Annotated in this window: 24 protein-coding genes, 1 tRNA gene and 3 pseudogenes; 16 read left to right on the top strand and 12 right to left on the bottom strand. The window is 57.3% G+C overall.

All coding sequences use genetic code 11. The annotated features are described in order from the left end of the window. Positions 1-127 precede the first annotated feature (127 nt). Complete coding sequence (locus tag SynNOUM97013_RS09010) at positions 128-1,225, bottom strand: calcium/sodium antiporter (RefSeq protein WP_186479437.1); 1,098 nt, start codon at positions 1,223-1,225, stop codon at positions 128-130. 124 nt (positions 1,226-1,349) lie between these two features. Here SynNOUM97013_RS09010 and SynNOUM97013_RS09005 point away from each other — a divergent pair, with 124 nt between their 5' ends. From SynNOUM97013_RS09005 to SynNOUM97013_RS08965, 9 genes and pseudogenes are all read left to right on the top strand, one after another. Next, positions 1,350-3,011 (top strand): SulP family inorganic anion transporter, encoded by a 1,662-nt coding sequence (locus SynNOUM97013_RS09005; RefSeq protein WP_186479436.1) that lies wholly within the window; start codon positions 1,350-1,352, stop codon positions 3,009-3,011. A gap of 11 nt (positions 3,012-3,022) precedes the next feature. Further along, positions 3,023-3,400, top strand: a pseudogene (locus tag SynNOUM97013_RS09000) (amidohydrolase family protein); the annotation flags it as partial. 94 nt (positions 3,401-3,494) lie between these two features. Continuing rightward, entirely contained in the window at positions 3,495-5,156 is a 1,662-nt protein-coding gene (locus tag SynNOUM97013_RS08995; protein ID WP_186479436.1) for a SulP family inorganic anion transporter, read from the top strand. A gap of 2 nt (positions 5,157-5,158) precedes the next feature. Further along, positions 5,159-6,250, top strand: coding sequence for a dihydroorotase (gene pyrC / locus SynNOUM97013_RS08990; RefSeq protein WP_186479435.1), 1,092 nt, complete (start codon positions 5,159-5,161; stop codon positions 6,248-6,250). A 52-nt stretch (positions 6,251-6,302) separates the two neighbouring features. Next, positions 6,303-6,764 carry a cupin domain-containing protein gene (locus SynNOUM97013_RS08985; protein WP_186479434.1) on the top strand — a complete coding sequence of 154 codons (462 nt, stop codon included), beginning with the start codon at positions 6,303-6,305 and terminating at the stop codon, positions 6,762-6,764. Between the two features lie 13 nt (positions 6,765-6,777). Next, the gene (locus SynNOUM97013_RS08980; protein WP_186479433.1) at positions 6,778-7,752 is read left to right on the top strand and encodes an SMP-30/gluconolactonase/LRE family protein; all 975 of its coding nucleotides are present in this window, start codon (positions 6,778-6,780) and stop codon (positions 7,750-7,752) included. 34 nt (positions 7,753-7,786) lie between these two features. Next, positions 7,787-8,182, top strand: a complete 396-nt coding sequence (locus tag SynNOUM97013_RS08975) for a RidA family protein (RefSeq protein WP_186479432.1) — start codon at positions 7,787-7,789, stop codon at positions 8,180-8,182. Positions 8,183-8,186: 4 nt separating this feature from the next. Next, positions 8,187-8,453, top strand: coding sequence for a Nif11-like leader peptide family natural product precursor (locus tag SynNOUM97013_RS08970; RefSeq protein WP_186479431.1), 267 nt, complete (start codon positions 8,187-8,189; stop codon positions 8,451-8,453). A 10-nt stretch (positions 8,454-8,463) separates the two neighbouring features. Then, positions 8,464-8,898 carry a heme-binding protein gene (locus SynNOUM97013_RS08965; RefSeq protein WP_255442701.1) on the top strand — a complete coding sequence of 145 codons (435 nt, stop codon included), beginning with the start codon at positions 8,464-8,466 and terminating at the stop codon, positions 8,896-8,898. Here SynNOUM97013_RS08965 and SynNOUM97013_RS08960 read toward each other — a convergent pair. Beyond that, on the bottom strand, positions 8,873-9,649 hold the full coding sequence (locus SynNOUM97013_RS08960; protein WP_186481545.1) for an SDR family NAD(P)-dependent oxidoreductase: 777 nt from the start codon (positions 9,647-9,649) through the stop codon (positions 8,873-8,875). The genes SynNOUM97013_RS08965 and SynNOUM97013_RS08960 overlap by 26 nt on opposite strands. Before the next feature lie 166 nt (positions 9,650-9,815). Between SynNOUM97013_RS08960 and SynNOUM97013_RS08955 the strand changes: the two genes are divergently transcribed. Further along, positions 9,816-10,616, top strand: a complete 801-nt coding sequence (locus SynNOUM97013_RS08955; protein ID WP_255442699.1) for a VOC family protein — start codon at positions 9,816-9,818, stop codon at positions 10,614-10,616. Between the two features lie 61 nt (positions 10,617-10,677). After that, complete coding sequence (locus tag SynNOUM97013_RS08950; protein WP_255442697.1) at positions 10,678-11,169, top strand: DoxX family protein; 492 nt, start codon at positions 10,678-10,680, stop codon at positions 11,167-11,169. Here the strand turns inward: SynNOUM97013_RS08950 and SynNOUM97013_RS08945 are convergent, their stop codons facing one another. The 3 genes from SynNOUM97013_RS08945 to SynNOUM97013_RS08935 form a co-directional block, all read right to left on the bottom strand. After that, positions 11,170-12,768 carry a GMC oxidoreductase gene (locus SynNOUM97013_RS08945; protein WP_186479427.1) on the bottom strand — a complete coding sequence of 533 codons (1,599 nt, stop codon included), beginning with the start codon at positions 12,766-12,768 and terminating at the stop codon, positions 11,170-11,172. It lies immediately after the preceding gene. A 50-nt stretch (positions 12,769-12,818) separates the two neighbouring features. Then, positions 12,819-15,512: a glucosidase gene (locus SynNOUM97013_RS08940; RefSeq protein ID WP_186479426.1), complete on the bottom strand. Its 2,694-nt coding sequence runs from the start codon at positions 15,510-15,512 to the stop codon at positions 12,819-12,821. A gap of 79 nt (positions 15,513-15,591) precedes the next feature. After that, positions 15,592-15,680, bottom strand: a tRNA-Leu gene (locus SynNOUM97013_RS08935). A gap of 62 nt (positions 15,681-15,742) precedes the next feature. Here SynNOUM97013_RS08935 and ndhL point away from each other — a divergent pair. From ndhL to trpA, 3 genes are read left to right on the top strand one after another with little or no spacing between them, the layout of a single operon-like run. After that, positions 15,743-15,988: an NAD(P)H-quinone oxidoreductase subunit L gene (gene ndhL, locus SynNOUM97013_RS08930; protein WP_186479425.1), complete on the top strand. Its 246-nt coding sequence runs from the start codon at positions 15,743-15,745 to the stop codon at positions 15,986-15,988. 3 nt (positions 15,989-15,991) lie between these two features. Beyond that, positions 15,992-16,330: a DUF3007 family protein gene (locus tag SynNOUM97013_RS08925; RefSeq protein WP_186479424.1), complete on the top strand. Its 339-nt coding sequence runs from the start codon at positions 15,992-15,994 to the stop codon at positions 16,328-16,330. A 45-nt stretch (positions 16,331-16,375) separates the two neighbouring features. After that, on the top strand, positions 16,376-17,182 hold the full coding sequence (trpA, locus tag SynNOUM97013_RS08920; protein WP_186479423.1) for a tryptophan synthase subunit alpha: 807 nt from the start codon (positions 16,376-16,378) through the stop codon (positions 17,180-17,182). 60 nt (positions 17,183-17,242) lie between these two features. On the opposite strand, the pseudogene SynNOUM97013_RS13865 reads toward trpA, so the two are convergent. Further along, a pseudogene (locus tag SynNOUM97013_RS13865) lies at positions 17,243-17,479 on the bottom strand (AbrB-like transcriptional regulator); the annotation flags it as partial. 59 nt (positions 17,480-17,538) lie between these two features. Between SynNOUM97013_RS13865 and SynNOUM97013_RS08910 the strand changes: the two are divergent. Then, complete coding sequence (locus tag SynNOUM97013_RS08910; RefSeq protein ID WP_186479422.1) at positions 17,539-17,808, top strand: YciI family protein; 270 nt, start codon at positions 17,539-17,541, stop codon at positions 17,806-17,808. On the opposite strand, the gene SynNOUM97013_RS08905 is transcribed toward SynNOUM97013_RS08910, so the two are convergent. Continuing rightward, entirely contained in the window at positions 17,784-18,113 is a 330-nt protein-coding gene (locus tag SynNOUM97013_RS08905; RefSeq protein ID WP_186479421.1) for a c-type cytochrome, read from the bottom strand. The genes SynNOUM97013_RS08910 and SynNOUM97013_RS08905 overlap by 25 nt on opposite strands. 126 nt (positions 18,114-18,239) lie before the next feature. Between SynNOUM97013_RS08905 and SynNOUM97013_RS08900 the strand changes: the two are divergent. Continuing rightward, positions 18,240-18,689: pseudogene (locus SynNOUM97013_RS08900) on the top strand (Nif11 domain/cupin domain-containing protein); the annotation flags it as partial. Here SynNOUM97013_RS08900 and SynNOUM97013_RS08895 read toward each other — a convergent pair. The 5 genes from SynNOUM97013_RS08895 to SynNOUM97013_RS08875 form a co-directional block, all read right to left on the bottom strand. Beyond that, complete coding sequence (locus tag SynNOUM97013_RS08895; protein WP_255442695.1) at positions 18,652-19,209, bottom strand: phosphate-starvation-inducible PsiE family protein; 558 nt, start codon at positions 19,207-19,209, stop codon at positions 18,652-18,654. The pseudogene SynNOUM97013_RS08900 and the gene SynNOUM97013_RS08895 overlap by 38 nt on opposite strands. A 5-nt stretch (positions 19,210-19,214) precedes the next feature. Then, complete coding sequence (locus tag SynNOUM97013_RS08890) at positions 19,215-19,454, bottom strand: hypothetical protein (protein WP_255442694.1); 240 nt, start codon at positions 19,452-19,454, stop codon at positions 19,215-19,217. A 51-nt stretch (positions 19,455-19,505) separates the two neighbouring features. After that, positions 19,506-19,841: a hypothetical protein gene (locus SynNOUM97013_RS08885; protein WP_186479418.1), complete on the bottom strand. Its 336-nt coding sequence runs from the start codon at positions 19,839-19,841 to the stop codon at positions 19,506-19,508. Continuing rightward, on the bottom strand, positions 19,838-20,227 hold the full coding sequence (locus SynNOUM97013_RS08880; RefSeq protein WP_186481544.1) for a YkvA family protein: 390 nt from the start codon (positions 20,225-20,227) through the stop codon (positions 19,838-19,840). The genes SynNOUM97013_RS08885 and SynNOUM97013_RS08880 overlap by 4 nt, the downstream gene beginning before the upstream one ends. 93 nt (positions 20,228-20,320) lie before the next feature. Further along, on the bottom strand, positions 20,321-21,247 hold the full coding sequence (locus tag SynNOUM97013_RS08875) for a sigma-70 family RNA polymerase sigma factor (protein ID WP_186479417.1): 927 nt from the start codon (positions 21,245-21,247) through the stop codon (positions 20,321-20,323). Between the last annotated feature and the right edge of the window lie 77 nt (positions 21,248-21,324).

Below are 21,324 nucleotides of genomic sequence, written 5' to 3'. Positions count from 1 at the left end.
AGCAACGCTTTCTAAGGATGATCAGCTTTCAGGGTGTAGTCATCCTTTCGTGAACGAATCCGCGCCTGGCTGTGATGAGTTGCTGATCAAACCAGGCTGGAAGGAAGCATCGTGTTGTTGCTGTTGCTCAGGGACGGTTGCGATGAAGTTGGCGCCAGTAGAGACCAGCCTGCGTCACGATCAGAACAATCACAGCGGGAAGCACAAGACAGAGAACCACCAGCCGGAACTCGTCTTGCCATGTGGGCAGGGTGCGTGGAAGCACCTGATCCACGACATAAAAGATGTAAAGGCCGAGGAGGATGCCCCCCTCCAGACGGGTGATCTGTCCTTTGGTCCAAAAAATGGGCAGACACGCCAATGCGGTCAACACCATGACGGGCATGTCACGTTCGATCAGCAGAGCGCCCACCTCAAGACCGCCTGTTCCGCTGGCAGCCACCGCACTCGTGCCCAGCACCAGCAGCTGGTTCAGAAGATTGCTGCCGACAACGTTGCCGATGGCCAGATCAGTCTTGCCTTTGAGGGCAGCCACCAGCGACGTGATCAGTTCCGGCATCGAGGTGCCGGCGGACACAATGGTCAGGCCGATCACGGCTTGGCTGACTCCTAAAAGCATTGCGGCTCCTGAGGCGCCAGCGACCAGCACCTTGGAACCAACCCCGAGTAGCAGGATGCCCAGCAACAGAGACAAAACTGCTTTCAGCACCCCGCGTTTGCCCTGCTCAGGGTTCACATCGGGCTCGGCTTCCTCGACGCTCTCCGGTTCTTCGCGGGCGGTGCGGATCTCCCAGATCGAGTTGATCACCAGAGCCAGCAACAGTGCTGCCCCTGATTGCCAGGTGACGCGCCCAGCGGAGGCCATGCCCCAAACAGCCGCTGAGACGGCAATCATCACCGGCACGTCCCTCCGGACAAGGCGGCTTTCCACCCGAAGCGGCATCACCAGAGCACTGCTGCCGAGCACCACCATCACGTTGAAGATGTTGCTCCCGACCACATTGCTCACGGCCAGGGAGTCCATGCCTTCAAGCACTGAACTCACGCTGACAAACAGTTCAGGAGCGCTGGTGCCGAAGGACACCACGGTGAGTCCAATCACCAGCTGCGGGATGCCAAAAATCAGGGAAAGGGTGACCGCCCCTTGAACAAACACCTCGCCGCCAGCGAACAGCAGGCCGATTCCGACCAGAATTTCCAGGAGCGATTGCAGGAACTCGGGCATCTGGAACGACGATTGGCTCACATTTTGCGACGCCATCATCCCGCCAATCGGTGACGGTGTGGATTGAGCTGGTCTGATCCCATGGGCGCCGACTAGAATTCCGCCACATTTGTGACGGATCGGCGTGTTCCTGAATCACATCAGCACCCGCAACATCAAAGGCGATGTCTTCGGTGGGGTGACTGCTGCGGTGGTTGCGCTGCCGATGGCTCTCGCCTTTGGTGTGGCGTCAGGGGCAGGGGCTGCTGCTGGCCTCTGGGGTGCCGTGATCATCGGTTTGGTGGCCTCCCTGTTCGGGGGCACCCCCACATTGATCTCTGAACCCACCGGTCCAATGACCGTGGTGTTCACCGCCGTCATCCTCAGCTTCACCAGCCAGATTCCCGACCAGGCCACTGCTCTGGCCATGGCGTTCACCACGGTGATCCTGGCAGGTGTTTTCCAGATCCTGTTCGGCTTTTTCCGACTGGGGCGTTACATCACGATGATGCCCTACACCGTGATTTCGGGCTTCATGTCCGGCATCGGTGTGATCCTGGTCATCCTTCAACTAGCGCCGTTTCTTGGCCAGAGCAGCCCATCTGGCGGTGTTGTGGGAACCCTCACGGCCCTGCCAGAGCTGTTCTCCAACATCCAGCCCATGGAGCTCACCCTGGCTGTGGTGACGCTGTTGATCCTCTGGTTCACGCCTGAGCAGTGGAAGCGCTGGGTCCCCCCTCAGCTGCTCGCGTTGTTGATCGGCACGTTTCTCTCCTTCACTTTGCTCGGGGACGCTGAATTGCGACGGATCCCTGAGTTCTCGGCGGACTTCCCCAGTTTCCAGATGCCCAACTTCACCGGCGGGCAGCTTCGGGTGATGGTGGTCAATGGTGCGGTTCTGGGCATGCTCGGTTGCATTGATGCCCTTCTCACCTCCGTGGTGGCTGACAGCCTCACCCGCACCGAGCACGACTCCAACAAGGAATTGATCGGCCAGGGTCTTGGCAATGTTGTGTCTGGTCTGTTCGGAGGCTTGCCTGGAGCTGGCGCCACGATGGGCACAGTGGTGAATATCCAGGCCGGCGGCCGTTCGGCCCTCTCTGGAATCGTCCGCGCCCTGATTCTGATGCTGGTGATCCTGCTGTTTGCAGGAGCTGCATCGGCCATCCCACTGGCCGTGCTGGCCGGTATTGCTCTGAAGGTCGGTTTCGACATCATCGACTGGAGCTTCCTGCAACGGGCCCATCACCTGTCGATCAAGGCAGCCTGCATCACCTATGGCGTGATTGCTCTCACCGTTCTCGTGGATCTGATCTGGGCAGTGTTCATCGGCGTGTTTGTGGCCAATGTGCTCACCATCGAGCGGATGACGGCCCTTCAATCCAAGGGAGTGAAGACCATCAGCACCACAGATGATGATGTGGAACTGCCTCCCGACCAGCAGGAGATTCTGGATCAAGCTTCAGGACGTCTGCTGCTGTTCCAACTCACTGGGCCGATGATTTTCGGTGTGGCAAAAACGATCAGCCGGGAGCACAACGCCATCGAAGAGTGTGAGGCGGTGCTGTTTGACCTCACAGAAGTTTCCCATCTGGGAGTGACTGCATCCCTTGCGCTGGAAAATGCCATCAAAGAAGCGATTGAAGTGGGCCGCTCGGTTTATTTGGTGGTGATGAATGGGGCCACGCGCAATCGGCTCGAGAAACTCAAGCTGCTGGAGCTTCTCCCCGAGGAGCACGTCAGCGAAGATCGTGGAAAGATCCTCCGCTTAGCCGTCGAGGAGCTGCCCTTACTTCAGGAGGTCTGACCTTGGTTCAGGTGCCCTCATCGCTTGTGCTCCGCCGTCCTGATGACTGGCATGTGCACTTGAGAGATGGAGCGATGCTTCAGGCCGTGCTGCCCTCGACTGCCAGAACCTTTGCACGGGCCATCGTGATGCCCAATTTGCGTCCTCCAATCACCACGGTCGACGCAGCACTCGCCTACCGCAGTCGGATTCTTTCAGCGCTTCCGCAGGGACAGCAGTTTGAGCCGCTGATGACCGCTTATCTCACTGACGATCTTGACCCCGACGAGTTGGAGCGTGGGTTTCGCGAGGGAGTGTTCATCGCAGCAAAGCTGTATCCCGCCAATGCCACCACCAATTCGGCTGCCGGTGTGAGTGATCTGACTCAGATCGCTGCGGTGCTGGAGCGCAGCCATCATCCCGCCAATCGGTGACGGTGTGGATTGAGCTGGTCTGATCCCATGGGCGCCGACTAGAATTCCGCCACATTTGTGACGGATCGGCGTGTTCCTGAATCACATCAGCACCCGCAACATCAAAGGCGATGTCTTCGGTGGGGTGACTGCTGCGGTGGTTGCGCTGCCGATGGCTCTCGCCTTTGGTGTGGCGTCAGGGGCAGGGGCTGCTGCTGGCCTCTGGGGTGCCGTGATCATCGGTTTGGTGGCCTCCCTGTTCGGGGGCACCCCCACATTGATCTCTGAACCCACCGGTCCAATGACCGTGGTGTTCACCGCCGTCATCCTCAGCTTCACCAGCCAGATTCCCGACCAGGCCACTGCTCTGGCCATGGCGTTCACCACGGTGATCCTGGCAGGTGTTTTCCAGATCCTGTTCGGCTTTTTCCGACTGGGGCGTTACATCACGATGATGCCCTACACCGTGATTTCGGGCTTCATGTCCGGCATCGGTGTGATCCTGGTCATCCTTCAACTAGCGCCGTTTCTTGGCCAGAGCAGCCCATCTGGCGGTGTTGTGGGAACCCTCACGGCCCTGCCAGAGCTGTTCTCCAACATCCAGCCCATGGAGCTCACCCTGGCTGTGGTGACGCTGTTGATCCTCTGGTTCACGCCTGAGCAGTGGAAGCGCTGGGTCCCCCCTCAGCTGCTCGCGTTGTTGATCGGCACGTTTCTCTCCTTCACTTTGCTCGGGGACGCTGAATTGCGACGGATCCCTGAGTTCTCGGCGGACTTCCCCAGTTTCCAGATGCCCAACTTCACCGGCGGGCAGCTTCGGGTGATGGTGGTCAATGGTGCGGTTCTGGGCATGCTCGGTTGCATTGATGCCCTTCTCACCTCCGTGGTGGCTGACAGCCTCACCCGCACCGAGCACGACTCCAACAAGGAATTGATCGGCCAGGGTCTTGGCAATGTTGTGTCTGGTCTGTTCGGAGGCTTGCCTGGAGCTGGCGCCACGATGGGCACAGTGGTGAATATCCAGGCCGGCGGCCGTTCGGCCCTCTCTGGAATCGTCCGCGCCCTGATTCTGATGCTGGTGATCCTGCTGTTTGCAGGAGCTGCATCGGCCATCCCACTGGCCGTGCTGGCCGGTATTGCTCTGAAGGTCGGTTTCGACATCATCGACTGGAGCTTCCTGCAACGGGCCCATCACCTGTCGATCAAGGCAGCCTGCATCACCTATGGCGTGATTGCTCTCACCGTTCTCGTGGATCTGATCTGGGCAGTGTTCATCGGCGTGTTTGTGGCCAATGTGCTCACCATCGAGCGGATGACGGCCCTTCAATCCAAGGGAGTGAAGACCATCAGCACCACAGATGATGATGTGGAACTGCCTCCCGACCAGCAGGAGATTCTGGATCAAGCTTCAGGACGTCTGCTGCTGTTCCAACTCACTGGGCCGATGATTTTCGGTGTGGCAAAAACGATCAGCCGGGAGCACAACGCCATCGAAGAGTGTGAGGCGGTGCTGTTTGACCTCACAGAAGTTTCCCATCTGGGAGTGACTGCATCCCTTGCGCTGGAAAATGCCATCAAAGAAGCGATTGAAGTGGGCCGCTCGGTTTATTTGGTGGTGATGAATGGGGCCACGCGCAATCGGCTCGAGAAACTCAAGCTGCTGGAGCTTCTCCCCGAGGAGCACGTCAGCGAAGATCGTGGAAAGATCCTCCGCTTAGCCGTCGAGGAGCTGCCCTTACTTCAGGAGGTCTGACCTTGGTTCAGGTGCCCTCATCGCTTGTGCTCCGCCGTCCTGATGACTGGCATGTGCACTTGAGAGATGGAGCGATGCTTCAGGCCGTGCTGCCCTCGACTGCCAGAACCTTTGCACGGGCCATCGTGATGCCCAATTTGCGTCCTCCAATCACCACGGTCGACGCAGCACTCGCCTACCGCAGTCGGATTCTTTCAGCGCTTCCGCAGGGACAGCAGTTTGAGCCGCTGATGACCGCTTATCTCACTGACGATCTTGACCCCGACGAGTTGGAGCGTGGGTTTCGCGAGGGAGTGTTCATCGCAGCAAAGCTGTATCCCGCCAATGCCACCACCAATTCGGCTGCCGGTGTGAGTGATCTGACTCAGATCGCTGCGGTGCTGGAGCGCATGGAATCCATCGACATGCCCCTGCTCATTCATGGGGAGGTCACCGATCCTGAGGTGGATATTTTCGATCGGGAAGCTGCCTTCATCGACCAGCAACTGATTCCTCTGCGCCGCCGCCATCCGGGATTGCGCATCGTTCTTGAACACATCACCACCGAGCAGGCTGCTGCTTACATCCGCGATGAGCACCTTGCCGGTGATCATCGACTGGCAGCCACCATCACCCCCCATCACCTCCACCTCAATCGCAATGCGATGTTCATGGGGGGTCTGCGGAGCGATTTCTACTGTCTGCCGGTGGTCAAGCGTGAATGCCATCGCCAGGCGTTGATCGCGGCTGCCACCAGTGGTCTCCCCTGCTTCTTTCTTGGCACGGATTCAGCGCCTCATCCCCGTTCCGGCAAGGAGTCGGCTTGCGGTTGTGCCGGGATTTTTAATGCGTTTCACGCCATCGAGAGCTACGCCTGCGTCTTCGAGCAAGCCGGTGCCTTGGACCGTCTCGAGGGTTTTGCCAGTGAACATGGTCCTCGTTTTTATGGATTGCCACTCAACGACGACACCATCACGCTCGTGCGCAAGCAGCAGTCAGTCCCCTCGCGCCTAGAGCCTGTAAGAGCGGCCGCAACAGCGGACGACTCCCTTGATGAGAGCGAGTGGCCTGTGCTGTTCCACGCAGGGGAAACATTGCCTTGGTGTGTGGCTTGATAGTCAGGCTTCTGCGAAATGAATAGGGTGAAAAGATCCGCCCAAGTCACTTGTGACCGATCCTTTCAGTCTGGCTCCAGAGCCTGAAAGCTATTGGCATCTCTACACCGATGCTGAGGGCATCAGTCGTCAGACAATGTGCACAATCAGCGCGTTTGAGCTTGGTCAGCTTGGACCCGGTGACTCGCCGCAATTTTCCCGTGACCTGATGAAGGAAGGGAATGCCTTTGTGACATACCTGCCTGTTGGCTGGACCGCTGACTGGCATGAGAACCACGTGCCCAAATGGATTTATGTGCTGAAAGGTGCCTGGTCTGTGGAAAGCATGGATGGCACGAAAGTGGTGATGAAAGCTGGGGAGTATTCCTATGGAGGGGATCAGGGCTGTCGGGCGACATCGGATGGTCGGCAAGGTCATCTTTCTGCCCAGGTTGGTGATGAACCGTGTGTTCAGCTGATCATCCAACGTAACGATCAGGCCTGGCGAAATTTGCCGCCTGGATCATTCAAGTAAGCGGCAAGGCGTCATGGTTTTTCGCAGTGAGTTTGTTGAAACCAAGATTGAAGTTGTTGATCCACGCTTCAAGTCTCTGGTGCTGTTCAATGCTCAGCTGGAACTTCTCTTCGATGGTTGTCGATGGTTGGAAGGTCCAGTTTGGTTTGGCGACCAGCAGCGTCTTCTGGTCTCTGACATTCCCAACGATCGAATTTTGTCGTGGAGTGAGAGCCATGGTCTGAGTGTGTTTCGCCACAACGCTGGATTCCCGAATGGACAAACGCGTGATCTGCAGGGACGTCTGTTGACCTGCAGTCACGGCCATCGGGCACTACTGCGCACCGAGCACAACGGTCGTGTTGTTCATCTGGTGGATTCCCACCTGGGCAAGCCTTTGAACACACCCAATGATGTGGTGGTGAAAAGTGACGGCACGATTTGGTTCAGCGATCCGTTGTATGGACTCGTGAACGATTTCGAGGGTGGACGGCGGCATTCGTTGCAACCAGCTGTGGTCTATCGCTTTGACCCGGCGGATGGATCTCTCAAGGCGATGACGGATCCCTCTGAGGTGGTCGGTCCGAATGGTCTTGCCTTCTCTCCCGATGAATCACTGCTTTACATCGTGGATACAGCGGCTCCTGAAGGTTTTTGCGAGGCCCCACTCGAGCACGATGCCCCCAAGCCTGATCGACTCATTCACGTGTTTGATGTGGAGGACGGCGGCCAGCAGATATCGGGTCGACGCGACTTCTATCGGGTGACCAACGGCAATGCTGACGGAATCCGGGTGGATATCGACGGCAACATCTGGAGTAGTGCCGGGAATGGCGTTCACTGCATTGCCTCGGATGGCACCTTGCTGGGACGCATCGCTACACCCCGTCTGGTTGGCAATCTCTGTTTTGGTGGCATCCATAGCAACCGTCTGTTCCTCTGCTGCTGGGATGCGGTGTATTCCATCTTTGTGCATGCGCGTGGAATCCAACACCCTGCACTTCCTTGAACGTCGCTACAACGAAGACAGTTGATCTGTATCGATGCCATTGGAGCGTCATCCAATCCGCACCCAAAATGCCAACCAGCCTGTTGCTAGCTACAGCCAGGGCTACCAAATCGGACAGTTTGTGTTCGTGTCCGGCCAGATGCCTGTGGATCCAGCCACCAATCAAACGGTGGAAGGTGGCAGTGCGGAACACACCCGCCAATGTCTGAAGAACGTGTTCGGTGTGCTGCAAGAAGCAGGATGCACGTATCGCGATGTAGGGCAGGCGGTGGTTTATATGACCAACATTGATGAAATCGAGGACATGGATGCTGTCTGGAAAGAGTTTTTCCCTGATCCCGATAACTATTGCTCCCGTGCGGTGATCGGCATCAGCAAATTGGTGGTTGGCGCCCGCATCGAAATCTCCTGTATCGCAATCAAGGGCTGACGCTATGACCAGCACAGGTAGTCCACAGTTGGAAGCTTTCCTCCACACGGTGAAGGGTGATCAGGTTCTTCTTGATCAGTTCCATCAAGCGGCTTGTCTTGATGACATTGCAGCCATGGGGAAAACCATGGGCTTTCAGTTCACAGGGGTCGACATCCTGGTGCATCAGGCATCAGCCACGCTGAAACTGCCCAGTGACGCTCTCGAGGCTCTGGCGGCTGGGGTGGAACTGGAGGGACATCTCTGGAAGATGTCCATTCAATGGACTTAATCCGATGCAGATGATTCACTGCCTCGAGCTGGCTGATGCAGACCACATCGTCGAATCAGCGAAGCAGATGGCGCATCAGTTGTCGGCACGGGTGTCGATCGCGGTGGTGGATGCCTCAGGGGTGCTTCTCTCCTTCCGTCGGCTCGATGGTGCGTCCATCGCCAGTGTCGAGACATCAGCCGCCAAGGCCCGGACGGCAGCATTGACTGGAGGAGACAGCGCTGCTGCAGAACAGGCGATTGCTTCAGGGCGCATGGCCCTGTTGTCGTTGCAGGCCGTGCTGAACCAGCCCTGCGCCTTGATGGCTGGTGGACTGGTGCTGCGTTATCAGGATGCGGTGGTGGGGGCGATCGGGGTGTCAGGGATGACGCCTGATCAGGATGCCGCGGTCGCCCACGCCGGGGTTGAGGCTTTCGCGCTCAAAGCCCAGGACTGCTCATCATGATGCCGCCGTCGGCGAAGACGCTTGTCGCCGTCATGTAACTGGCGCCGTCACCGGCAAGGAACGCCACCACGGAAGCGATCTCTTCAGGTTGTGCCATGCGTCCCATGGGGATAGCGGCGTTGAGCTTGGCGAGCAGTTCGGGGTTGTTCATCGTGGAATCGTTGATCGGCGTTGCGACAGCACCAGGACCGACATTCACGATGGAGACACCCTTGCCTGCCAGTTCCACGCCAGCGGTGCGAGTCATCATGCGCACTCCGCCTTTGGCTACGCAGTAGGGCGTGTTGTCAGGCATCGGCCAGTCTTCATGCACCGAGGAAATGTTGATGATCCTTCCGCCACTGCCTTGGGCGATCATCCGTTTGGCGGCGTACTGCGTGGCGAAGAACACACCGCGCAGATTGACATTCATCACCTTGTCGAAGTCTTCGGGTGTTGTATCCAGGATTGATGTGCGCGTCTCGATCCCGGCGTTGTTCACCATCACGTCGACCTTGCCGAAGGTCTTCACCGCCACATCCACGAGGCGTTGCAGGTCGTCCAGCTTGGCGACGTCTGCCTGAACACCGATGGCTTGACCACCCAGCTCTCCGATTTCTTCGATCAGCTCATCGGTTCGTTCTGGATGGGAGCGGTAATCGATGACCACCTTGGCGCCCAGGGCACCGACGGCTTCGACGATGGCCTTGCCGATACCGGAATTGCCTCCGGTCACGATGATCACCTTGTCACGCAGACAAAGGGAGGTCATCGCTTTTGGGACCTGGGTGGTCATGGCGGTCAGAAACGAACAAACATTGATTAGCCGGTTTCACTGATCTCGGCAGTGCTTCGTGCGTAAACGGCGCTAAGACACCGTCAGCAGGGACGCTGTATTTGTGGTCGATGTTCAGTGCCAATCGCCTTCCGTTCAAGGAGTGGCGTTTTCTCTCCCCACAGCCGACTGCCTCGATCCTCTACTGGCGCTTCTTGGTGTTGAGGATCACGGGCAGACCCTGTTGCAAGGGGAGAGCCTTCAACGCCGTTTCGGCTTGCGTGAGGGGCAGGCCATCGTGCATCACTACCGACTGGGTGATGAGTGTCTTGACTACGTCTCCTTCGAAGGTGTCGATCCCGTCCAACAGCAACACCTAGGGGTCGCGAACAGTCTCTGGTTCCAGCATGTCGCGATCGTGGTGAGTGATCTGCAGCGTGCGGCGGAACAGCTGATGCCTGTGGTGACCCCGATCTCGCAAGCCCCGCAGTGGTTGCCCAATGGCGTGGGGGCATGGAAGTTCCGCAATGCCGCTGGTCATGCCATGGAGCTGCTCTGGTTTCCTCCTGGACTCGGGCACCCGCGTTGGCATGAGGCGGACGCCCCACTGTTTCAGGGACTCGACCACACGGCAATCGCGATCAGCGACAGCGACCAAAGTCTGATGTTTTACGGCGTGGAGCTTGGCCTTCAACTTCGCTATGCCACCCTCAATCAAGGTGTTGAACAAGAGCGCCTTGATGGCGTCGTCAATCCCAAAGTGTCCATTCATGGATTGAGTGGTTCAACGCCGTGCGGGATTGAGTTCTTGAGATATCTCAGTCCGGCACCGTTGCAACCCACGGCGGCTGCGTTGTTGCCGCAGGATGCTTTATACGCACAGATTCTGATCAAGCATCCTGAGGCTGGATCTGGTCGCCTGTTAAGTGACCCTGATGGTCACCGACTGTGGATTTCTTCTTAACCGAATCCTTCAGTTTTTCCGGCCCGAACTCACTAGCGTTCGAAAAAATGGTCGTCGACTAGTGGATCTTGTCTCTCTGATTGTCCCTGCGGCGCCGGACGGCATTGCCGGCGCTGGTCTTTTGGTGCTGCGGTTGTTCACCGGTCTGGTGTTCATCCGCCATGGTTGGCCAAAGCTCAGCAACCTGAACACCTGGGCCACGGCCATGAAGACTCCGGCATGGCTCTGTTTCCTTTCTGCCTTCTCGATGTGGGCCGGTGGGATTGCTCTGATTGCCGGGCTCTTGACTCCTCTGGCAGCCGTTGCCATTGCTGTTTCGATGCTTTACGCCGTGGTTCTGGAAATCACCAATGGCTTCCCGTTCATAGCACCTGACCCATTCCAAATCCCTGAAGGTGATTACGCCGGACCAATGGGTGTTGGTGAACCTCCCAGTTGGGAGAAGGCTGCGATGTATGTGGTGATGTGCTTTGTGCTGGTCACCGCGGGCGGTGGACCACTCAGCATCGATCTGATGCTGGTGGCTCCACGCCTGCAAGCTTTGTTGGGGTGATCAGCTCAAGCGTTCTTTGAGGTGATCCGCCACACGGATGGCATTGGCGATGGCGGTGAGTGATGGATTCACCGCTGAACTGCTGGGGAAGAAGCTGGTATCGACCACATAGAGATTCTCCACATCATGGGTGCGGCAATTGATGTCCAGTACTGATGTGCTTGGGTCCTTGCCGAAGCGACAGGTGCCGGACTGATGCCCGACTGCCGCAATGTCCATCGAGGAGGCGAAATACACCTGACGCTCGGCCAGATGATTTTTGAGGTAAAGCTTGTCGAGCAGCCCCTCCAGTCGGTTGACCAGCTCGTTGGATGATCTGGTGTTGGTCGGGGTGTAGTCGAGTTTGATTTGCCCTTGTGAATTGATGGTGACCCGATTGTTCGCGAGCGGAAGATCTTCTGTCTGCAGCCAGAAATCCAGCGAGTGTTCAGCGATCTTGTCCATGCTCCAGGTCGGGGCAAGAGCGGTGAGTCGCGGTTTGTAGCCTTTCATCATCGCTCCATTGGTCTTGCCCGTCATCTGCACGTTTCCCATCGGGAAGTCGAAGTCGTTGTCTCCGAAATACCAGTCATGCAGAGCAACTGTTTTTTGGAACACCGTCGTGTTGGGCTCATGAGCCAGTGCCACCACGGCCTTGCAGTTGTGATACATGTAATTTCTGCCCACCTGATCGGAGCTGTTGGCAAGCCCTCGGGGATGCGCGTCGTTCGCTGACATCAGTAGCAGCCGTGCTGAATTGGCCGCTCCAGCTGAGACCACCACAATGTCGCCTTTGAAGCGACGTTCCTGCCCCTGGTGATTCACCACCACGTCAGTGACCTCTCGACCGCTCTCGTCGGTGTTCAGTCGAAGCACCTCAGCGTCTGTGAGCAAGAAGACATTGTCGTGATCCAGTGCCGGGCGAACGCCCATGACCTCCGCATCACCCTTGGCTTGCACCAGACAGGGAAATCCATCACAACGGTTGCAGCGCACACACGCACTGAACGCGGGATTGGCTTCGTCTAGGGCGACTCCTGTGGGTGCGTGAAAAGGATGGAGTCCTGCTGAGCGCAGGTCATCCACCAATTTCTGCATGCGCGGTTCATGGCTGATCGGCGCATAGGGGTAGGCGGAGGATGCCGGTGGTTCAGTGGGGTCTTCGCCGCGTAGGCCGTGCACGTGGTACCACTGCTCGGCTTTGCGGTAGTAAGGCTCAAAGACGTCGTATTTCAGCGGCCATTCCGGTGATTCACCGTCGACATGCATCACTGATTCAAAATCCCGCTCGCGCAGACGGAAGTGCGCTGCTCCATACATCTTCGAGGCACCGCCCACGAAGTAGTGACTGCCTGGCTGAAACGTCTTTCCGTGCTTGTCTTGCCACGGATCTTCAGAGACGTAGCGATCGTTCTGAAACACCTCGACCGGATCCCAGTTCTGAGGTTCCCTGGGCAGCCAGCCACCACGTTCCAGGATCAAGATCGAGTGACCGGAATCCGCTAAAGCTCGGGCGAGAGAACCACCACCCGCGCCACTACCAATGATCACCACGTTGTAGTGATCGGTTTGCGGTTCGATGGAGGTTTGGCGACGAGCCGCATGGGTGGCGTTGTCCATTACGACGTGCCCGAAGTTCAGTCGAACGTTAGGGAGATCACTTCATCACGTCAGCGCCAACGTTGGAGTTGCGTGATCATTTTGGCGATCACTGCCGTCCATCCCGTCTGGTGACTCGCGCCAACTCCGGCGCCGCTGCAGCCGTGGAAATATTCATTGAACAGAAAGAGATCACGCCATTTCGGATCCTTCTGAAATAGATCCGCATCACCGTTAAAGGCTCTCCGTCCGTCGCCATCGCGACGGAAGATGCCGACTAAACGCTCTTCCAACTCAAGTGAGATCTCCCACAGATTGAGATGCCGCCCCGATCCAGTCGGGAATTCCATTTTGAAATCATCTCCAAAGTGATGGCCGAACTTCTGCAGGGCTTCGATGAGCAAATAATTGATCGGCATCCAGACCGGGCCGCGCCAATTGGAATTGCCGCCGAACATCGCGACAGGACTGTCAGCAGGGCTGTAGCTGATCGTGGCGTAGTCGTCTCCTTGTTGGTAGCTGTAGGGCGTTTTTTCGTAGACCTTGGAGAGACTGCGGATGCCGTAAGGAGAAAGGAATTCCTCCTCGTCGAACACCCTTGTGAGAATCCGCCGCAGTCGATGCGGCGGAACGATTGAAAACAGCACCCTGTCATGGTGCCAGGATCCAAGATGGGCAATCGAATCAAATTCGGCTCCGCGTTCGCGACCCAGATCGGTGAGGTATCTGCTCACGTCCAGGGAGGGAATCGAGTCCACCGTCTGTTTGTCGAATGTTGCGATCGCAAGCAATGGAATCAGGCCGCTGAGTGAACGGGTTCGCAGGTAGTCAGTGCTGCCATCCGGTCGCTTGAGCACGTCGTAATAGAAGCCGTCTTGCTCATCCCAGTTCACATATCCCCTACCGCTCGGGCTGTTCAATGCGTAGGTGAGTCGACTGAAGTCCGCTACGAAGCGGTCACACAGACTCTTGAACTCCGACCTGTCTTCAGAGAGCAGAACGCATGCCTCCAACATGTTGAGGCTGAGCATTCCCATCCAGGCGGTGCCATCGGATTGTTCGATGCGGCTGCCGTCTTTCAGCGGGTAACGCCGATCGAAGATGGCGATGTTGTCCAGTCCGAGAAAGCCTCCTTCGAACAAGCTGTCGCCGTTGCGATCGGTGCGGTTCGCCCACCATCCGTACTCCAGCAACAGCTCCCGCAGGCTGGCGCGTAGGAATGGATAGTCGTGTTCACCGTCACGGCGCTTCGAAATCTGGAAGATGCGCAGTGCTGCCCAGGCGCCGATCGGTGGATTGGCGTCTGAGAGCGCCCACTCATAGGCAGGGGATTGACCGTTGTTGGCGGTGTAGGAGGCCTGGCGGAGCATGCGGGATTGCCGTTTCGCTTCGCCGGGATCAATCTCCGCGAAGGCCACCGCATGAAACATCAGATCCCACTGGCAGAAGTAGGGGTACTCCCAGCAGTCGGGCATCGAGATGATGTCTCGGGCCCGCAGGGTTCGCCAGTAGGCGTTTTCGGTGTGCCATCGTTCCTCGGGCGGTCTTGGAGCATTGCTATCCCCGCGTAGCCATCGGGCCACGTACCAGTCGTAGTACTTGCGGCACCAGAACAAACCCGCAGCGGCTGAGGCATGAATCGCACGGTCTTCTTCATTGAGACCAGGGGCAACCCATTGGAGGTAGTCCTGCCACTCCTGCCGGCGTTGCTCAACCAAGCCAATGAATGCGTTGGTTTCGGTTGCTTCAGGGGCTTTGTTTCCTTGGTGGTCGTGCCTGCTCAGGCGCAGATTCACGCTCCAGACCTCGCCGGGACCGAGTGTCCGTTGGAGGTGCAGCGCTGCTTTGCTTCCTTGTTGTTCCGGATTGACGGCGTTGTGCTGCTCTTCAATCAGAAAGCGGTGAAAGGCATCTTTCACGTAGGGCTGTTGCAGCGCTTGTCCGTAGAGACGTTCCGTGTTGGTTTCGTTTTCCGTGAACAACCACTGGCCCTGTTCGCTGCAACTCAGGTTGTAAGAAGCGAGGCCTTCGATGGCATCACTGACGAGGTGATTGTCCTGAAGCCGAAGGTTGGGGCGGCCGCGATCACGATCTCCCCAGCTCCAGGTGTTACGGAACCACAGTGTCGGCAGCAGATGCAGGGGGGCTTCATCCGCACCGTGGTTGGTGATGGTGAGCCGAATCAGCACATCCTCGGGTGAGGCTTTGGCGTACTCAACTTCGACATCGAAAAAGTGATTGCCGGAGAAGATGCCTGTGTCGACTAATTCGTATTCCTTCTCCCCCCGGCTGCGCCGGCGGTTTTCATCGCGCAGCTGTTGGTAAGGGAACCTTTGCTGCGGGTAGCGATAGAGCGCTTTGGCGTAGCTGCCGGTTGGAGTTCCAGCCAGGTGATACATCGTGTCTTTGATGTCCTCCCCGTGGTTGCCTTCGGGATTACCCAGTCCGAACAGGCGTTCCTTCAGGATTGGGTCCTGGCCATTCCAGAGCACTGGCGCGAAACAGAGCAGGCAGTGTTCGTCAGTCAGACCAAGAAGTCCGTCCTCTCCCCAGCGGTAACTGCGCAGGTGGCTGTGGTCGAAGGGGAACGCGTTCCAGGCATTGCCATCGGCGGAATAGTCCTCGCGGACTGTGCCCCATTGCCGGTCGCTCAGGTATGTGCCCCATCGGTCCCAGGGTTGCCGCCCGTCATCCCGTTCACGGCAACGCAGACCTTCGGCCGGTGTCTCACCATTCGTTGCAGTGGGAATCTCAGAAGTCGACATCGACGGAACACCCTGATGCTCAGAAACTACTGAGGGTGTCGAGGAATGCCTACGAAGGTTCTGCTCCCAACGCAGGCGGTGGTGGGGGCGGGGGGACTTGAACCCCCACAGGATTTACATCCCAAGCGATTTTAAGTCGCGTGCGTCTACCGATTCCGCCACGCCCCCCGGTGCCACCGGCCCCGTTGCGGCATCCTAGATTCCTCCACGAACAGCCTTCTGCAGTGACCATGGAGACTCTTCTGAACGCGGTTTCCCTGGACACCCTTCTTGTGATCGCTGCCTATGCAGCGCTCGGTGCTGCCTATCTCGTTGTGGTGCCGTTGTTCCTTCTTCTTTGGATGAACAAACGCTGGACGGTCATGGGCAAATTTGAACGTCTGGGCATTTACGGGTTGGTGTTTCTGTTCTTCCCGGGGATGATCGTCTTTGCACCATTCCTGAATTTCCGCCTCAGCGGTCAGGGAGAGGTCTGAACGTTGACGCGTGCTGGAGTTCTGAAACTTGGGTTGGGCCTGCTCGCGACCGGTGGGCTCGGTTATTGGCTTTTTGAGGCTTTGGGTCTGAAAGGTTTCTCGGCTGGGATTGCGGCCGAAGCACTTCTGGTTGTTGTGGTTGTTGTCTGGACCAGTTCGTATCTGTTCCGTGTGGTGACCGGTCGCATGACTTACATGCAGCAGCGACGGCGTTATCGCAGTGAATACGACCAACTCACCGCGCAACAGTTGCAGGAGCGCTTTGATGCCCTGAGTCCAGAGGAACAGGAGGCTCTGATGGCCTCGATCTCTGAGGGTTCAACTGAACCAGCAGCGGAGTGATTGCAGCCGCCACCTAGGCTCGCCTGAACCGTCCATCTTGAGTCTGTGACCGTTCAGCCCTCACGCATTGCCGAGGTCTTCGTGAAGACCGCCCGTGAGCAGCGACTGGCATTGATGCCATTTGTGATGGCTGGTGACCCCGATCTGCAGAGCACTGCTGATGTGCTGCTCAGTCTTCAGGCCCATGGTGCAGATGTTGTTGAACTGGGAATCCCCTACAGCGACCCTCTGGCCGATGGCCCGGTCATCCAGGCGGCGGCGCATCGTGCACTCGAGCAGAAGACAACGCCGGCAAAAGTGCTTGAAATGCTGCACGGATTGCGCGACAAGCTCACCATGCCTGTGGTGCTCTTTACCTACAGCAATCCTTTGCTCAATCGCGGCCCGGAACGTTTCTTTGCTGAAGCGGCCGCTGCCGGTGTGGCGGGTTTGGTGGTGCCGGATCTGCCTCTCGAGGAAGCAGAACGTCTGTCTCCCTTAGCGGCAGAACAAGGTCTCGATCTGGTGCTTCTGGTCGCGCCGACGACTCCAGAGCAGCGGATGCAGCGCATTGCCACCTCCAGTCGTGGTTTCACCTATTTGGTGAGCGTCACGGGTGTCACGGGTGAACGGGCATCCTTGCAAGATCGCGTGGGACAGCTTGTTGGTTCTCTAAAGGGTTGTGACAGCGGCCCGGTCGCCGTCGGTTTTGGAATCTCCGGACCTGAGCAGGTGCGACAGGTGCGCGAATGGGGTGCTGATGGTGCCATCGTCGGCAGCGCTCTGGTCAAACGCATTGCCGCTGCACAGCCAGGTTGCGCAGCAGCAGAGGCGGGTGAGTTTTGCCAAGAGCTTCGTGCTGCTGCCGGCTGACGATCGCGCATCGTCTTCGTCCTTTCCGCCGACCGAAACCAAGCGGATTTGTCTGTGCTCCTAGTTGATCTCGAACTTATCGCCGGGTTGGAGATCCAAGATGGCGGTGCAGGCCATGCCAATCAAGAGATTGCCGTTGCTTTGCATGGTGGCCACATCGGTGAATTGGCATCAACTTTTGCTGATTCAGCCAGTACCTGTTGTGCAGAGATTGACGCCTTTGGCTTCAAGGAGAGCTTCGTAGAGCGTGGTGAAATTGAGATGCTCGCCACCGCTCTTCTTGTCAGAGTCATGGCCCTTGGTATGCATCATGTGCCATCCTTTTAGTCGCTTAAGTGCCACTCAACGTCAAAACTATGGCTCGCTTTGTACTCTGGGGAACCTACTGTGACGATGCTCTTCAAAAGAGAGAGCCCTTTCGAGATGAGCACCTCAATCGTTTGAAGCAGCTCAAGGAAAGCGGAACTCTGGTCACACTCGGTCCCACAGAAGGAAGCACCCATGTGTTTGGAGTGTTTGAGTCAGACTCCGTCTCCAGCGTCCGCACCTTGTTGGAGGCTGATGTGTATTGGCGGGAAGGAATCTGGACTCATTTGGATGTTTATCCCTGGATCCAGGCCTTTTGAGCTTGTTCCCAGATCCAATCAGCCACGATGACGTCATTGCCTTCCCCAAGGGCTTCGGCATAACCGCTCATTTGACCGATGCCTGTGCGGGCGATCGCTGCGATCGCCTCCGCATTGTTGATGCCTTGTTGTTCAAGGGCCTTCAGTTTCAACGTCTTTCCGCGACGGATGATGTTGCCGCCGTTGGGGTGGCAGCCTGCACAGTGCAGATCAAACAGCTCTGCACCTGATGAGGGGAGGGCCAGGGTTTCAGCAGGCCAGAGCAGCGTCAATGCCAGCAACATCGACAGGATCAACGGGAGCATCCAACCACCTTCGCTGGTGTTCAGTCTGCCTGTCCGTCGTTTGCTGTTGGTTGCCGCGGATGAAGGCATCGTCTTGGATCGCGCCACTCTCTTGGCAGGATTGGCTTAGCTGCGCAGAAAGGCCTGATGGCGGAGGAGGATCTCAAGCGCTTCTTGCACAAAGTTGAGCAACTCAATGCTTTGGTCAGCAGTCTTGAGGGAGACGACGAACGGCGACGGTTGCTGGCGGCCTGCTCCGATCACAATGCTGTGGTGACACTCGCTGCGGAATGGGGATTCAGCATCGGTCGCCGCTGGGGGGAACAACCTGCAAAGGCCACGAATGCCAACAACCTGTTGGGATCAAGCTCATTGCTAGCGGGTGAAGAGATTGAGCAGTTGCTTTGTTCGGGCCCAGGTTGGCGCTTGGTGCGGATTCATTCCAATGGAGCCTGCAGCCCTGATGAGTTTTGGTACGAGCAGGATGAGCATGAATGGCTCACGATTCTCAAAGGAAGCGCTCGTCTGCAGCTGACTGATCCCGATCTTTGGGTGGATCTCAGTGTCGGGGATCAGCTGACGTTGCCATCAGGCCGTCGTCATCGCGTTGAGAGGACTGATCCGGATCCTGGAACGATCTGGCTGGCTCTTTATTGGAAGGATGGTTCAGACGTCCCTCCGGTTGCATCGCTCGTTTGACGAGCCAGTACGCACCAGCCAGGGCAATGGCGGATAAGCCCAGGCCGACGAGCAATTGCGGCTTGTCGTCAGAGGACGCAGGCAGAACAATCACTTTTCGGGCTACGGCAGTGAGGGCAGTCACCAGCACCAACTCGATCTGCACGACATGACGTCGTAGATAGCTGGTGATGTTCTGCAGAACTTCCAGTGCAATCAGCACTGTGAGCAGATCGCCGAGGATCCGGATCAAGCCATCCCCAAGCCAATAGGCATCCTGCTCGGTTGTGATCAAAGCCAGAGCGACGCGGATGGTGAGTTGCACGATGGCCGCGGCAATCACAACGGCTGTGATCACGGTGAGAAGAATGGCGACCTGCTTTTCGCCGGCATCCACCCATTGCAGAAAGCTCCGACGTTTTGGGCGCTGGTTAGCCACGTCGATCAGTTATTGAAGGGGTCGTAGTAAGGCTTGGCAGGCGTATCACCAGGAGGGTTCACGATCTTGGTGTCGCAGGTCACGGAACCATCCGCTGCTTCCTCGCAGTTGGTAGGGACGACTGTGCTTTCTGCGCCTGTCCTGCTGTTGGGACCAAGCAGCCACACTTCAGAGGAAGCCAGGGCGCCCTGGGAAAAGACTGCGCAGCCCGAAGCTAGAAGGCTGATGCCAAGCAGTCGTTGCATCAAGGGAGCCATGTCAAAACGTGGTTTTCACCATGTTGCCTGGGATTGTCGTCAGCTGGCGCAGTCATCGCGAATTTCCCGCAAGAGAAGGTCCAGCTGGCCGAAGGGATCCGGGTCGAGGTTGGTCACTTTCCCCGTTGTTAAAGCCACAGTTCCATTGCTGTCACCGCTGGCCCATTCCGCCTCAATGGCGCACAGGCGGGAGGCCACGCGCGGCATTCCACCGAGTTTGTGATCCCGTTCCAGCACTTCCATCAGGGCCGGCATTCGTGTGGAGGTGGCCCGCAGACTGCGTCTCAGGTCCGACTGGGTCCGTCCCTGATGCTTGAGCCAGTCCTTTAGCAGGGAAGCCAGGTCGTCCTCAAGTGCCGGAGACCAGACGCTCATGGGTGTGTGATCGGGAACCATCGGTCCAGTTTGCGTTGCGCGCGTTGACGGATTTCAGGAGTGATGTGATTTCGGCACAGTCCCAAAACCGCTGTAATCGCTACGAGATCATCGCTGAAGCCAGCGACAGGCAGAAAATCAGGAATCAGATCTGTTGGCAGTAGCAGATAAGTGAGTGCAGCCAGCAGGGTCAGCCGCGCCTGAGAAGGCGTGGTGGGATCCAACAACATCTCCATGGCTTCCAGAGCCGGGCGTGCAATCGATTGACCGGCCCGCTGCAGCAGTCGTTTCAAAGCCGGCTCATCGATCACCTCGCTGTCGATGACTTCAGCATCAATGACCTCTGCGGTGAAGTCAGGCGTGCCGGAACTGGAGCCATAGGCCATGGTGACGACGGCAGGTGATCGGTCCAACTATTCTCCTTGCTCTGCTGGATTGAATGGGTAGGCAATCCGACAAGAGCGTGGTCGGGTTGCCGATCAGGCGTTCATCTCCACCAGGCCGTGCTGAATTCCTGTCTTGCGCAGTTTGCGTAGAGCCCGTTGCACGACCTGACGGCAGTATTCACGGCTGCAATTCATGTGACGTGCTACCTCGGCCAAGGTGCGCCACTCGTGGCTGCCATCAAGGCCGAAACGCAGCATCACCACAGTGCGTTCCTTCGGGGTGAGGTTGGATTTGTCCAACAATTTCCAGGCTGAGGCGGTGCGCTCTGCAATCTCCGCACGCTCCATCGGTGGAATTTCGTCGCTGGGAAGCACGTCGACCAATTCAGAAGGATCGGATTTTGACTTCACAACACCCTGAAGGCTCACGGTGACGCTGCGCAGCTCACAACCCAGAAGATCTTCCACTTCATGGAGAGGAATCTCCATGAATTCAGCCAATTGCTGGGCTGTTGGCGGTAGGCCGTTGGACTGCATCAGCCGGGCTTTGGCTGCTCTCAATTTTGTGAGCTTTTCATTCACATTCACAGGAATGCGAATGGTGCGGCTTTGTGTCGAAAGCGCTCGGTTTAAGCCTTGGCGAATCCACCAATAGGCATAGGTAGAAAAACGGTGTCCACGGGTTGGGTCATATTTTTCAACGGCACGCGTTAATCCCAGAGTGCCTTCTTGAATCAGGTCAAGAAGGTCAAGACCTTTGCCTTGGTAGCGCTTTGCCAAGTTGACCACGAGCCGGAGATTGGCAGTGATCATCTGATTCTTGGCTTTCTCTCCGCGCTTAATTGTTCTTTTCTCTTCATCGTTGTAGCAACATGCTGGTCCGCTCCCTCCGGCAAGATGGCAGCGTTCTGTCAGGGCAACCATGGCCTGGACTTTGCGGCCCATGGTTAGCTCCTGTTCAGGCGTCAGAAGTTGATGTCTGCCAATCTCGCCGAGAAATGCACTCAGGGAGCTCACCATCACATGTTGTCCCGATTTCTTTGAACCTAGGGCGAATGTCTTTTCATCTTGTGCGTGTAATAAAGACTGCGGAATTC

This window comes from Synechococcus sp. NOUM97013 (assembly GCF_014279815.1).
Taxonomy (GTDB): Bacteria; Cyanobacteriota; Cyanobacteriia; order PCC-6307; family Cyanobiaceae; genus Synechococcus_C.
The sequence above is the reverse complement of the archived record's forward strand: the minus strand, read 5'-3'. Positions and strand labels throughout refer to the sequence as shown.